We start from the raw sequence: 13,859 nt of genomic DNA, 5'->3' as shown, positions 1-13,859 counted from the left end.
GGCGGGGCGGCGGCTCACGACGTCTCCACCTGCGACTGCGTGGAGACGATCTGCACCGGCCCCTGCGGAACGCCGGTGGCCGCCAGGCAGATCCCCGCCGACGACTCGGACAGGGTGGGCGCCCCCTGCGCGGTGGTACGGGCGTCCGGGACGGTCCACTGCACCACCACGCACGGGCTGGGGATCGGCGGGGCGGCCGGGATCTGGAACGGGCACCCGCCGACCGTGAAGGCGTCCGCGGCGGTGACCACGGGCGCGCCCGCGATGTGCACCGTGGGCGCGGTTGCGGCGGTCGCGGTCACGGTGCCGCCGTGCGGGCACATCAGCGCCGAGGCCGTGGTCAGGGTGTGTCCTGCCACCGCATGTCACCTCACCTTCAGGGCAGTGTCGTTGAGGGTGACCGAGGTGCCGTCGACGGCGACGGAGCCGCCGCTTCCGGACTCGCTGCGCACGCCGGACCCGCCGACCACGTGGCGGGCGGTCGCGGCCCCGGCGGGGGCCTGCACGGTGGCGGTGTCCGCCAGCACCACGGCGGCGTCGCGGTCGTTGTCCAGGCGCACCTCGCCCGCGTCGTCGTCCAGCCGCAGCCCGGACGTGGCGGTGCGCAGCACCTTGACCGCGGCCCCCTCGGTGTGCGGGAGCTCGCTGTCCGCCCAGAAGCACCCGGTCCACACCGGGTACGACGGGTCGCCGCCCTCGAACTCCACCCACACCGCGGTCCCGGGCTCGGGCAGCACGTACAGCCCAACGCCAGCCCCGGCGTACGGCACGCACGGCAGCGCCCACACCTTCTGCCCGCCCAGCACCGCCGGCACGGTCACCTGGACGCGCCCGCGGTCGGTGGTGTCCTCGTTGTCGGTCACTGTGCCCCGGTACTTGCCGAAGAAGTGCGAGTACAGGTACTCCAGCACCTCCTCCAGCGGATCGCGCCGTCCGATCACGTCTGCTCCCCCCATCCGTCGCGTACCAGGTCGAAGTGCATGGTGTGGGCAGTGGCGCCGATGACGTGGCGCACCCGCGCGCACAGCCACCGCCCGCTGTGCCGGGACCCGGCACCGCGCACCCGCACCACCGAGGGGGCGCGCAGCACGCGTCCGGCCAGGGCGGTGGTGGTGCTTCCGGAGGCGGTGACGAAGAAGGCGTTCTCGGCGAGTTCGGCGGCCGTCCGGGCGCGCAGGTCGGCGGTGTCGTCGGCGACCGCGTTGACCCACACGGTGCGTGGGCCGCCCGCGGCGATCCGGGCGAACGGCGTGGCGGCCAGCCGGGCGGGCAGGACGTCGCCGGGCGCCCCGTCCAGCACCTGCTTGGAGCGCGGGTCCAGGCCGGACGCGGAGGCGGCGGTGGGGCGTTCGGCGTCCCAGGCGATCTCCAGCACCTCCACGGACGGCGGTTCGACGGTGACCGACAACTCGGCCTCGGGGTCGCCGTCGACCGGGGGCGGGCGGAAGTGCAGGGTGTGCGCGCCCTCCTCGGTGCTGGTCAGCCACACCACGCAGCCGTTGCGGCGGGCCAGCCGGGCGACGAACGCCAGGTCGGGTTCGCGCTGCACCAGGGCGTGGCCGTCGGCGGGGTGGACGTTGCCGGTGTCGCGGACGTCGGCGGCGAAGCCGTGCCGGGCGGCGACCGCGGACACCGCCGCGCTGTCGCTGACGTCCGCCCACACCTCGGCCCGGTCCTCGCGGGCCATGACCACCGAGGCGTCGGCGCCGTCGACGCGCAGCACCGATCCGGCGCCGCCGCGCACCAGGGTGACGCGCTGGCCTGTGACCGGCCCCCATACCAGGCAGGCCCGCCGTCCACCGGCGGCGGCGACCACGGCGATGTCCGCGCCCGGTCCCAGCCGGGCGTCGGTGAGCAGCGGGAAGTCGCCGCCGCGGATGCCGACGGGCAGCGTGAGGGTGTAGCGAGTGGGTTCGCCCAGGCGCTGGTCCACCTCGATCTCGGCCGCCTCGGTCAACTCGTCGTCCCGCGCTCCCCCGACGAGCACCGCCGCCCCGTGTGCCACGGTCAGCCTCTCCGCACCGGGATCTCGATCTCGCGGGCTTCGGCCAGGGCGGCGGTGGTCATCGCGTCGTTGCGCTCGGCGATGCGCCACCACAGCGTGGCGTCGCCGAGGTAGCGGGCGGCCAGGTGGTCCAGGCGTTCGCCGTCGCGAGCCAAGTGCACACCGGCCAGGGCCTGGACGGGCGCGGCGGGGACGGACAGCACCTCGACGGTGCGCCCGCGGTGGTCGGTGACGGTGTAGGTGGGGACGTGGGCGTAGCGGCTGGGCGGTTCGGGCACGGCGGCTCCTCGGTGGCGGCGGGCGGGGCGGTGGTCAAAGCGGCAGCATGCCCACCACCGACTCGACCGTGTTGGCGAGGTTCAGGGTGGCCAGCACCTCCTTCTGCTTGCGGGTGAACGTGTACGCGGCCTTGGCGATCCGCACCTCCGCGGTCTCCTCCTCGTCGGCGAAGGCGTCCGCGGTGAGCACCCGCATGCCGACCGAGACCTTCGCCCGCACGGGGTACAGCAGTGGGGAGAACGCCTGCTCCTCGACGGTGAAACTGGTCAGCCGTACGGGGACGATCCGGCCGGGGCCCCAGAAGAACAGCACCACCGGGACCTTGGGGCTGGGCACCACCTCGGCCTGGGCCGAACCGCCGAGGCTGATGCCGCCCACGCCGATGGACACCGACCCGCTGAGCAGGCCGCCCAAGCCGCCGCTGTCCTTGGCGGGGTAGAGCAGCATCTCCAGGGCGGCGATCCGGTCGGCGACGCCCGAGACCACGGCCACCGGGTGGGACTCGGGTGTCTCCAGGGCGTCAGTGGCGTCCAGGTCGAGGACGACGGTGAAGTCCTCCTGCGGGTCGTAGGGCTGAGCGCGACCGTGGGCCTGGTCGCGCTGCTGCTCGGACTGCGGGTGCGCGGGGTCCTCGGTGCCGGGCGGGGCCCAGGGTTTGAGGGTACGGGTCAGCGATTCGGGGTTGTACTGGAATGCGATGACGTTGGGGATGGGAAGCAGCAGGGGCGCGGAGAACTGGATGAGGGCGCCTTTGAGGAGCTTGGGGGTGCGGCTGTAGCCGGTGGCCGTCATCAGTCCCACCCCCACTGGCTCATTACGGTGTGAGCGTGCCGGACGGCGAGGGCTTTCACCTTCGCCATCTCGTCGACGGTGATGTGGCCGGTGTCGGGGACGCCCTTGAGCCGGGCCAGGTCGTTGAAGTAGCCGCGTTCCACGGTGGCCAGGGCATCGCCCAGGCGGGGCTCCATCCGGGAGCGCATCTCGTGGTAGGTGGTCAGCATCGCTCCCCTGATCTGCCCGGCCACTGCAGCGCGCCCGCCGGGTGTGCGGGCCGTGTACTGGGCAAAGGCAGCAGGTCCGGCGTCCTCGGCGGTGCGGTAGGCGAGCGGCAGCGCGCCGCGGAAGAAGCCGTGCACCACGTCGCTCTGCGCCTCGGCGTGCAGGTTGGCCTCGTCGCCGTCGCGGACGCTCAGGTGGAGGCGGCCGGTGCGGTGGGTGACCCGGGCCAGGCTGATGGTGGGCATCTCCCAGCCGCGCTCCCAGGCGAGGCCGGCCAGGTCCATCGGCTTGTGGTTCGCGGCTTTCATCTCGATGGGGCCGTTGGCGCCGGGGCTCAGACCGGGGTAAGCCCGGGGGGCGGTTGACAGCAGCGGGAAGGGCCGGGTGGCGGGGTTGGCGGTCCGGTGGGTGAAGTACTCCAGCAGCAGGAACTGGGTGATGTGGTGGGAGTCGCGCTCCCGGCCGGGCGGAGCCTGCTCCCCGTAGGTGGCCAGGCGCAGGCCGATGTCGTTCCCGGGCCCGCTGGACTTCAGGTAGTCGCGCTTGTCGGGGAGTTCGGCCGGGGTGAGGGGGTCCCGGGACACCTTCACGATCCGCTCCACCTCCTCGACCACGGCCGGGTTGATCCGGAACCGGCCGCGCTGCCACACGCCGTCGGACGTGCCGAGGCCCGCGAGGTGCGCGGTGAGCCGAGGCCGCAGCCTGGTGTGGCGCTCGCCCTCCAGCACGCCGCGCAGCGCGATCTTCCACAGGTCACTGTTGCCGTGCACGAACGGCAGGTGCACATAACGGGCGGTCAGCGAGGCGACCTGCGGGGGGCGGCCCTCGACCGCGGCGGCGAACTCCACCGACAGCAGCACCCCGGTCTCGGCGAACAGCACCCGGGCGAGGGCCACCTTCAAGCGGTCGCGGTCCAGTTCCCATACGCGCGGCGGGGCCTGGCCGCGGGTGCCCGCGGCCGGTCCGGGACGGCGGCGCTCGGTGACGGAGTCGCGCAGGATGTCGTTGAAGGAGCGGTCCACGGCGGCCATCTGCGGGCCGGTCTTGCTGTGCAGATGGCGGCGCAGCACGGTGGCGACCTCGGCGTCGGCGAGGCGTCCCGTGCAGGTCATCGCGGGGAGGGCCTTCTCGAACTCGGACAGGAACGTCTTCTTGGGCAGCAGGTCGCGGATCTGCTCGGGCGGCGGGCGGTCGGGGCGGGCCGCGTGTTCGGCGTCGCGCTCGACGTCGCCGGTGGTGGTCGCCACGTCGAGCAGGCGGCGGATGACTGCGAGCGGCAGCGTGGGCTGCGGTCCGCCGGGGCGGCCGGTGCCGGGGCCGGCGGCACGGCCCAGCCCGCCACCCGTGGCGCCCGCCGCCCAGCGCTCGGCCACTCCATGGGCGCGCGCCTCGCCGCGCGGGTCCACCACCAGCCCGGCGCCGGGTGTGCCCGTGCGCGGTGCCGCGGGGGCGCGTAGGCCGAGCGGACGGCTGCCGGCCTGCTGGACCACGTGGGCGAGTTCGTGGGCGAGCACCCGGCCGCCCGCGCCGCCGTGCGCGGGGGCCAGGCCGGACGCGAAGTAGACATGACTCCCGGAGGTCACCGCGGACGCGCCGACCGCGCCCACGGCCCGCGCCGCGGCGGGCGAGGTGTGCACCCGGACGTGCCGGAAGTCCTGCCCGAAGCCGCGCTCGTAGGCGCGGCGCAGCCCCGTGGACAGGGGGCGTCCGGTCTCGGCGGGGAGCCGCAGCGGCACCCGGGCGGCGGCGGGCGCGGTGTCGTCGCGCAGCAGCGGCGCGGCGCCGGGCGCGGCGTCACCGGGCGCGGGAGCTGCGGGGGCGACGTCGCGTTCCTTGGCCTCGGCTTCCTCGGCCTCGGCGGTGGCGGCGGGGTCCTCCGACCGGATGACGACCGGGCCCTGGTCGGTGAGCCGGCCCTGCTTGGCGCGCAGTGCGTCGACGCGCCCGGCGAACAGGTCGAACCGGGCGAGCACGTCGAAGATTCCGGCGGCCAGGTCGTCGCGGGCGGCGGTCAGCGGACCGGACAGCGCGGGCCGCATTTCCCGGCGCCAGTAGACGTTGGGGTCGAGCTGCTCGGGGATCGCGGACGCCACCGCGTCGTACACCGCCTGCCGCTGCCCGACCAGGTCCAGCAGCGCGAGCACGGTCCGGGTGCCCGTGCGGAACTTCAGCGGCAGCCGCGCGACGACCAGTTCCACCAGGACGCCGATGAGTTCGCCGGTGGGGATGATCTCGTCGGGCAGTTCGAAGTCCGCGACCGCCAGGGCGGTGGAGACCACCTGGTCGGCGAACCCGTCGACCGCCTCTTCCCAGTCGGCGGCCAGGTGCAGGCCGTGCCCGGCGAGCGCGACGACCGCGTCGAGGTGGTCGGCGACCAGCCGCAGCGCCCGATCCAGCAGGGGATGGCCGAGCACAAATAGCTCCATGTACTCCATCCGCCACCGGGCCCGGGTCTGCACCCGTGACAGCGCCCGCAGCACGATGCGGCCCGCCGCCAACAGCCGCCGGACCAGCCGGGCGGCGCGCTGCCCGAGACCGCGCGGGGCGCGGGCGGGGGTTTTCGGCGGCGGGGGACGGCGTTCGGCGCGCAGTTGCTCGAAGTGCTGCTCGCCGAAGAGCAGGTACTCCCACAGCTTCTCGGGGGTCAGCAGGCCCGCCAGGACATCGGTCCACTCGCGGAGGGTCGCGCCGGGGTCCCGGAACAGGCTCTCGACGAGTTCGGTGAACTCCGGGCTGCTCACGAACTCCAGCAGGGTCACCACCAGACGGGCGATCATCACCGCCTGGCCCGCGCCCGGCACGAACTCGGCCAGGTCCATGGTGGTCTCGGCGAACTGCTCGAGGAGCTTGGCGACTTCGCCGAGCTGGCGGGCCATTCCGGCCATGGTGACGGCGTGCGCCAGGGCGGCCAGCAGGTCGTCGCGGTCCCGGGTGACCTCCAGCGCGACTCCGTCGCGCCGCACCCGCAGCAGCACGCGTTCGGTGACGGCGCCGCCGTCGGCGCGCTCCAGCACACTGGGCTGATCGCCGTACCGGGGGTGGTAGACGAACGGGGTGGCGACCTCGGTGATCTCCCAGGTGACGCCGTCGATGATGAACTGGTCGCTCAGCCCGATCCGGTTGGCGTGGCCGATGCCGACCAGGAACTGCCCGTCGCTGTCGCGCACCGCCTCCAGGCCGAACCGCCGCTGCCCGGCGCGCTGGTGTGCGGTGAACGCGTCGAGCAGCGCGGTGAGCAGCCCGGCCCGGGTCAGGATCCAGGCTCGCACGGCCGCCTCGGTGTCGCCGCGTCCGGGCAGCAGCGGCACCAGGGCGGCGGCGCCGTCGCCGGAGACCAGGTCGAGCACCTGGCGCACCACCGGCTGATAGTCGGCGACCACGTCCCAGCGCGGCGCGTCGGCGAACTTCTCGTGCAGCAGGTCGGCCAGTTCCAGGACGGCGGCGGCCAGGTGCAGGGGCTGGTCGGCGGGCGGGCCGAGGTTCCCGACCAGCCAGTTGAGCCGGGTGAGCACCCGGTGCGGCAGGTCGAAGACGACAGGGCGGCCGGGCAGGTCGCCGGTGCGGCGGGCCTGGCGGTGGCGGTCGTACGCGGCGAGCATGGGCCGCAGTTCGCGTTCGGTGCGCACACCCCGCTCGTACGTGGACACGCGGCGCGCCTCGGCCTCGAAGCGGGCCAGCGCCGCCTCCCGCTCGCGGCCCAGCTGCTCGGCCAGGGCCGCCTGGGCGGCGGCGGTGTCGGCAGTGGTGAACAGGGCGGCGTAGGCGGCGAGCCATTCCTGCCGGGGCAGGGCACGCGCGGCGGGTACGTCGGGGTCTTCGGGGGCGATCGCGGTGGCGATCAGCGTGCTGAAGACGGTGGGGCGCAGCCGGTCGACGACGCGGTCCAGCGGAGGCAGCAGCCAGGCGAACACCCTGGCGTCGTCGGGCAGCAGCAGCCTGTCCAAGTGGGGGCCGAAGGCTTTCTGACTCCTGGGGTGCTTTTGGAGCAGCTCGAAGGGTGTGGTGGTGGTGTCGTCGGAGTTGAGCACGTAGGCGTAGCTGCCGTCCAGGACCCAGCGCTGGGGCAGGTCGGCGTGGCCAAGGGCAGCCAGGGCGTCGTGGAGCAGGGTGCTCTCGGTGGCGAGGGGCGGGCTGCCGCGGAGGCTGGTGAGGGCGCGGACCGCGTCGTCGTAGTGGAACGTCAGGTAGAGATCCACGAGCTGGTCGGCGTTCAAGCCCCCGAGGCCACCGAACGGGCGGTCGCCGAAGTCGTCGGTCAGCCGGGTGACCCGTCCGGGGTCCGGGCGCCAGTCGCCGTCCAGCACGAGGTAGCTGCGGGTCTCCCCCGTGTGCCGGGCGTGCAGGACGGCGTCGGCCAGGTCGACCAGATCGGTCCAGCCCAGGCGCCCGGCCAGCTCCCGCACGGCGGAGGCCAGCCGCAGGCGCCGCATCAGGAGGGCCTGCGGGTCCGTGGCGGCGGCGCCCTCGGCCGGGCCTCCGCGTGCCACCTCGCGCAGCCGGGAGACCCGCAGTTGGGCCCACGCCAGCACCACCATCAGGCGCACGTCGGACTGTTCGGCGAGCAGCGGCAGTTCGGCACCGGTGTGGCTCGCCGCGATCAGCGCACGGTCGAGGTCGGCAGCGCGACGGAGCTGTTCGGCGACGGGGAACGGCTCCTCCGGCTCCTGGTCGGTGCCCGGGAGCGGGAAGAAGGCACGGAGGGCCTCGGTGAGCGGAGTGCGCAGCCGGCGGGAGTGCTTGGACTCGCCGAACTGCCGCAGTACGACGGCCGGATCGCCACCGAGCGTGGCGTCCGGGTCGACGGCGCCCTCGGCGAGCAGTCGGTCCAGGCGCAGGGCCGCGCGCCACAGCAGTACGGCCGCCACCGCCCGCTGCACCAGGTCGGAGGCGATGCGCAGCAGGACGGCGCGGGTCTCGGGGGACTCGTCGGCGGCCAGGGACCCCCGACCGTGGGTGAGGTCGTCGGCCCAGCGGGCGACGTCCTCGGCCAGCAGCATGCGCTGGACGGGGCCGAGCCGGGCGATGCGGACGGCCGGGCCGAAACGGCGGGCGGCCAGCCGGGACAGCGTCTCCAGGCGCAGCGCGTCGGCGCGGCGCAGCGCCTCCAGGACGGCGTAGGCGCGTTCGGGGGACAATAGGGCACCACCGGGAGCGGACACCTGGGAACGGGACTGCTCGGCGTGCTGGTCCAGGGTGGGTCCGCCGCCCCGGCCGCCGGAGGTGAACACCGGGACGTCGCGGGTGGCGGCGAGCAGCGGAAGGACGAACACCTCAAGGAAGCGCGCGGCCCGGAAGCCTTCGAATAGCGGGTCGGCGTCCCACACCCCGGCCACCCACTCCTCACCGCTCTCCTCGGGGAGTTCGGTGTGCACGCGGGCGTCGTAGTAGGCGGTGCGCAGGGTGGGGAGGCGGTCGAGCACGGCGTTGACGGCGTCCCAGCGTTCGCCACGCTTGAGCAGGTCGACCCGGAGGGCGAGGGCGTCGGCGTCCCTGGTGGCGGGGTCGGTGGTGCGCAGTTCGGCGGCGAAGGCGTCGCAGAAGGCGGTGAGGGCGGCCGGGTCGGCTGGCGCGTCGCGGCCGATACCGTCACGACGCAAGCCGTCGGCGGCGCGGTGCAGCGCGGAACCGGAGGGGTGCGCGGCGAGGTGGCGGCGGACGATCTCGTCGGTCTGCGGCGGGGCGGGGACCCCCGGGATCGCCGCGCGGTCGCGGCGCGGGGTGGCCTGGGCGGGGCCGGTGCCGGTGCGGTCGGTGGCACGGAGGCGGTGCCGAGCGGCGGCGACGCCGGTCTGCTGGAGAACGTGGGCGAGCTCGTGGACGAGCAGCCGGCGGCCGTGGGGAGTGTGCGGGGCCCAGCGGCCCGTGGCGAAGTGGATGTGGGCACCGGCGGCGACGGCCTGGGCGCCGGAGGCGTGGACGGCGGCGGCACTCCGGGCGTCGCGGTGCAGGCGGACGGCGCCGAGGTCGGCGCCCAGGTCGGCTTCCAGGTGGCGGCGCAGCGTGGCGTCCAGGGGGACGCCGGGGCCGGCCGAGGGCACGGTGAAGCCGCCGACGGGTGCTCGGCCGAGGCCGCGCAGCGCGTCGGCGCCGCGGATGCCCGAGGCGACACGGTCGGCGACGGTGTCGGCGCGGGCCTCGTGGGCGTCGCGGGCCAGGGCGACGTGGTTGGCGCAGGCGGCGGGCCGCTGGCCGGTGCGGGCGGAGGCGAGCCGGGGCGCGGGCGACGACGGCCGGGCGCCGGTGGCGCGGGCCTGCGCGGCGGAGGCGCGGGCGGTCATCGCAGGCTCCGCAGGACGGCGTCGGCGATCCGGGCGGCCAGGCCCGGGCCGGGGCGCACCTGGATGCGGGCACCGTCCGGGTGGGGGCGGGCGGGTGCGGCGCCGGGGCGGGCGGCGAGCCCGGCGGCGATGCGGCGCGCGACCTCCGCCCCGAGGCTGCGGGCCTCGTGCGGCGGCATGGCGGGCACGCGCAGTGTCAGCCCCTCCACGAGGACGCGGGAGGCAGAGGCGGGGTGGGGTGCCGGGCTCCGGCCGGGTGCGGGGGCAAGCCCGCGTACGGCAGCGGGCCCTGATGCTGCGGTCCGGTCGGCTGCCGGGGCGGAGCCGCGCGCGGAGGCGGGCCCAGGCACCTGAGCGGGGCCGCTCCCCGGCCTCTGGTCGCTCATCCGCCCACCAGCCGTTCCAGGTCGCGGTCGGAGAGCGGCCTGCCCTCCTTGCCCAGTTCGCGGTTCAGCCCGGCCAGCAGATGGACGCGTGCGACCGGCGCCCCGGCCCGCCGCGCCGCGAACACCGCGCCCAGCACCGCGTACTTGACCTGGGCACCCGTCGTCTCCACCTGCTCGGCGAGCAGGGCGACGTCGGGCTCCAGACGGCGGGCGTCGGCGGGGTCGAGGAGCCCGGCGAGGGTCCGGGTCCAGATCTCCCGGCGCGTCCCGGCATCGGGTCGCGGGAAGTCGACGACGTAGCGCAGCCGCCGCAGGAACGCCGGGTCGATCGCGCCCTTGTGGTTGGTGGCCAGCAGGACCACGCCGTCGTGGTTCTCCACGGCGACCATCAGGTGCCCGGTGTCCATGTTGACGTAGCGGTCCTGGGCGTCCCGGATCTCGGACGAGCGTCGTCCGTAGAGCGCGTCCGCCTCGTCGAACAGCAGCACCACGTCGGCTCCGGCGGCCCGCCGGAGCACCCGGTCCAGGTTTTCGGCGGTCTCGCCGACGTACTTGCTGACCACCGTCGACAGGTCGACCCGCCACAGGTCGAAGCCCAGCCGTGCGGCGACGACCTGCGCGGCCATGGTCTTGCCGGTGCCCGGGGGCCCGGCGAACAGGGCGGCCAGGGCGCGGCCAGTGGGGAACATCCGGCGGGCGCGGTCGGTCTCCCAGAAGGCCGTCCGGTGGGACGCCTCGAAGCACAGGTCATCGAGGGTGGACCGCAGGTGGGGCGGGACGACCAGGTCGTCGGCGGTGAACGGGCAGTCCAGGAGCTGGGCCAGGTCCCCGGCCCGGTCTCCGCCCGCGCGGCGCAGGAGCGAGGCGGCCTCGTCGGCGTCGGCGGGGACGGCCGCCGTGGCGGCGGCGATCTCCCCGGGGGTGGCGCGGAAGCGGGCGGCGAGACGGTCCAGGTCGGGCCAGGAACCGGCGGCCGGGAGGTGATCGTGCCACAGGCGACGCCGGTCGGGGGTGGTGGGGGCGGGGAGGTCGACGACGTGGTCGAGGACTCCGGGGAGCGGGGCGGGGCGGCGGCCGGGGGCGGTGGCGGCGAACTGAAGCGGGAAGACGTCGGGCACGGCGGTGTGCGGGGGCGGGGTGCCACGCCACACGGGGGCGACGCCGTCCAGGAAGGCTTGGCGGTGGACCCGCAGGACGTGTTCGCCGTCGGCTTCGGACGGCACGTCGAGCCCTTGGGGCCCGGGCATCCCATGCCCGTCCGCCCCCTGAACGGCGAACGCGGGCAGCCCGGCCGCGGTGGCGGCCACCAGCGCAGCGAAGGTCCGGCGGCCGGATCCCTCGGGGGCGCGCACCACGACGCGGACACGGGCGGCCGGGGTCTCGGCGAGAACGCGGGCGACGTCTTCGGCGGTGGCCTCGACCGGCCAGTGGGTCAGCGGGGCGCGGAGGGGGGCGGGTTCGAGGGCTCCGACCAATGCGGCGTCCGGGTGGTCGCGGCCCAGCAACCAGGCGACGATCTGGGGATCGCAGACAACGGGGGCGGGCGCGCCGGGGGGTGCCGCGTGGCGGTCGACCAGGCGCCAGGTGAGGAGAGGGGACTCCGGGGAGATCGGGCCGGGTGTGGTGTGGCCGAAGACACGGGCGGTCAACTCGACGCTGGCCCAGGGACGTTCGGGGTGGTCGTGGAGGTAGGCGCACAGGGTGCCGAGGGCGGGGTCGAGGGCGACGGCCAGCGCAAGGTGGAGCAGGTCGCGGTCCGGACGCTCGGTGAGGGCGGGAGCGGGGGCTGGGAGCCCGCGCAGGGCGGGTGCAGCGCCGTCGAGGCCGAAGACGTTTTCCAGCCGGGCGAGTCGGGGGCGGGCGGCGTCGGAAGGGGACGGGTCCAGGAGGCGGGCCACCGCCCGATCGGCGGCCTCGGCGACCTCGCGGAGGGGGGCCGCCTCGGGGCCCGCGCGCCACGCGGCCTCGGCGGCGGGGGCGTCGAGGGCGGCCAGGGCTGCGTCCGCCTGCGCGTGAGTGACGCCATGCGGGCCGACCGGCGGGCCCTCCTGCGTCCACAGGCCGCGCAACCACGCGACCCGAAGCGCGGCATGCGCTCGTACGCGATGCAGGGCGGCCTCCACCGCGGCCCGGTCCAGGTCCGCGCCCGGATCGACGCCGCCGACGCGCGGCCTCTCGTAGCCCCGATCGGAGTCCGCGCCCGGGTGAGTGTCGGCGCCCCGGCCGGAATCCGGCCCTGCGTCGGTGTCGGAGGGCGAGTCCGCGACCCGGCGGGGGCGGGTGGCAGCCCACCCTGCATCCGCAACGCCGTCAGAGGCCCCGACCGGATCGGCAACCGGGCCACTCTCCACGCCCCGCCGAGTGCCCGCGCCCCCACAGGTATCAGCCACCCCGTGGACCCCGGCAAGCCGGTCGGCGGTTGCGGTGGCGCAATCGGCGGCGTGACTCCACCGCGCAGACCGACCGCCCGCAGCGGGCGCCCCGCCATCCACCGGCGTCCCGCGGCCCGGCGCCACGCACCGCTCCGCCTCGGCGCGCACCGGCGACGCGTCGCCCGCCGAGACGGTGACGTCGTCCTCCGGCGCGGGCGGGCACGCCGCCGTCTCCTCCGCCATGCGCTCGGTCACGGGACCACCACCCACCGCGGTCCCGACTCCGCCCCGCGCACAACAATCCGCAGCGGCACCGCCTCCCCGCTCACCAGGCCCGGCGGAAGTCGCAGTTCGAGGTGCTCCGCATCGTCCACGCGGAACTCGCCCGGATCCGTCGGCCCCGTGGCCCGCCGGGTCAGCCGCTGCCCCGCGACCACCACCTGCACCGCGTCGGCAGGCAGCGCGGCCGGGTCGAACCGCCCGCCGGTGACGGTGATCCGCCCCTGCGCCGTCGGCGCCCCGACCGCGCGCACCGCCGGTGCCACGGTGAACGGCGTCGGATTGGAACTCGCGGTGATCTCGTGCGGCGGCGCACCGCCCACCCCCGGACGCCGTGTCACGGTGGTCACCGCCACGGTGTACACGCCCGGGAGCAGGGGCCGGTCCACCGCCGCATCGGCCGCGACCGTGAAGGCCACCGCGTCCGGCCGCGCCACCACCCCCCACACCGCCGGATCCACCGTCACGGGCGCGTCCCACTGCCCGTGGTGCACCACGACGTCCGTGCGGTCACCGGCGAGGTCCGCCCCGCGCAGCAGCACCTGCTCCCCCACTGCGGCCTCGGCCGGGCTCAGCGGCACCGTGCGCGCAGCGGTCTCACCGGGCACGGAGAACACCGCCGTGCTCTCGCTCCCGTCCAGGCGCGGCCCCGGCCCGATCCGCGGATGCACCCCGAAGGACAGCACCCTCGGCGCCCGCGCGGGCGCGAGCGCCGGCTCCAGCAGCGCCGTCGCGACCTCGTAGTAAGCCGCCACCCGCGCCGCGTGCTGACCGGCCGTCCAGTAGCCGACGGCGTCCTGCGGCTCCACGGTGCGAGGGGTGATCCGCAGCACGTTGCCTTGTCCGCGCAGTGCGGGGGCGAGCACGGCCGTGCCGCCCACGACGGTGTCGTCGGTGATCCGGGCGTCGTCGCGCAGCGCCTTCATGGCCAGGCCCATCAGCAGCTGCTCTTCCAGGGCGCCCTGCCCTCCCCCGAGGTCGCTGTGCGAGGTGAGCTGGTAGTGCAGAAGAAGCGGCAGCGGGGTGTACCGGGCGGGCAGTGGACTCCCGCCGGGCGCGGGCTGGTTGCGCCGCGCGGGGTCCTCCTGGACGTGGTACAGGTACAGGCCGAGGGTGCGGTCCCCCGTGAGACGGTCGGGCGGGTCGGGCGAGGCGTCGAGGGTCGTCCCGGCGGGCCACTCGGCGGACGAGGTGACGGCGCGGTCGAGCAGGGTGAGCAGTGTCCGGGTGACCAGGGACAGGTTGAGCAGCACGGTGCGTC

General features: G+C 75.7%; 9 protein-coding genes. All 9 read right to left on the bottom strand.

The genetic code is table 11. The features are described 5' to 3' along the window. Positions 1–14: 14 nt before the first annotated feature. Positions 15–359 carry a hypothetical protein gene (locus ABZ016_RS19940; RefSeq protein WP_356917951.1) on the bottom strand — a complete coding sequence of 115 codons (345 nt, stop codon included), beginning with the start codon at positions 357–359 and terminating at the stop codon, positions 15–17. 6 nt (positions 360–365) lie between these two features. Beyond that, on the bottom strand, positions 366–941 hold the full coding sequence (locus ABZ016_RS19935) for a phage baseplate assembly protein V (RefSeq protein WP_356917950.1): 576 nt from the start codon (positions 939–941) through the stop codon (positions 366–368). Continuing rightward, a complete protein-coding gene (locus tag ABZ016_RS19930) occupies positions 938–2,005 on the bottom strand; it encodes a contractile injection system protein, VgrG/Pvc8 family (RefSeq protein ID WP_356917949.1) in 1,068 nt (355 codons plus the stop codon). Before ABZ016_RS19930 ends, ABZ016_RS19935 begins: the two co-directional genes overlap by 4 nt. 2 nt (positions 2,006–2,007) lie before the next feature. Continuing rightward, a complete protein-coding gene (locus ABZ016_RS19925; protein ID WP_356917948.1) occupies positions 2,008–2,283 on the bottom strand; it encodes a hypothetical protein in 276 nt (91 codons plus the stop codon). A gap of 34 nt (positions 2,284–2,317) precedes the next feature. Beyond that, on the bottom strand, positions 2,318–3,085 hold the full coding sequence (locus ABZ016_RS19920) for a hypothetical protein (protein WP_356917947.1): 768 nt from the start codon (positions 3,083–3,085) through the stop codon (positions 2,318–2,320). Beyond that, positions 3,076–9,561 carry a DUF4157 domain-containing protein gene (locus tag ABZ016_RS19915; RefSeq protein ID WP_356917946.1) on the bottom strand — a complete coding sequence of 2,162 codons (6,486 nt, stop codon included), beginning with the start codon at positions 9,559–9,561 and terminating at the stop codon, positions 3,076–3,078. The genes ABZ016_RS19920 and ABZ016_RS19915 overlap by 10 nt, the downstream gene beginning before the upstream one ends. Then, a complete protein-coding gene (locus tag ABZ016_RS19910) occupies positions 9,558–9,770 on the bottom strand; it encodes a hypothetical protein (RefSeq protein ID WP_356917945.1) in 213 nt (70 codons plus the stop codon). The genes ABZ016_RS19915 and ABZ016_RS19910 overlap by 4 nt, the downstream gene beginning before the upstream one ends. Positions 9,771–9,943: 173 nt before the next feature. Next, entirely contained in the window at positions 9,944–12,016 is a 2,073-nt protein-coding gene (locus tag ABZ016_RS19905) for an ATP-binding protein (RefSeq protein WP_356917944.1), read from the bottom strand. Between the two features lie 554 nt (positions 12,017–12,570). After that, positions 12,571–13,851 carry a DUF4255 domain-containing protein gene (locus ABZ016_RS19900; protein ID WP_356917943.1) on the bottom strand — a complete coding sequence of 427 codons (1,281 nt, stop codon included), beginning with the start codon at positions 13,849–13,851 and terminating at the stop codon, positions 12,571–12,573. Positions 13,852–13,859 lie beyond the last annotated feature (8 nt).

Origin of the sequence: Streptomyces sp. NPDC006372 (assembly GCF_040612515.1) — a bacterium.
Classification (GTDB): Bacteria; Actinomycetota; Actinomycetes; order Streptomycetales; family Streptomycetaceae; genus Streptomyces.
The sequence above is the reverse complement of the archived record's forward strand: the minus strand, read 5'-3'. Positions and strand labels throughout refer to the sequence as shown.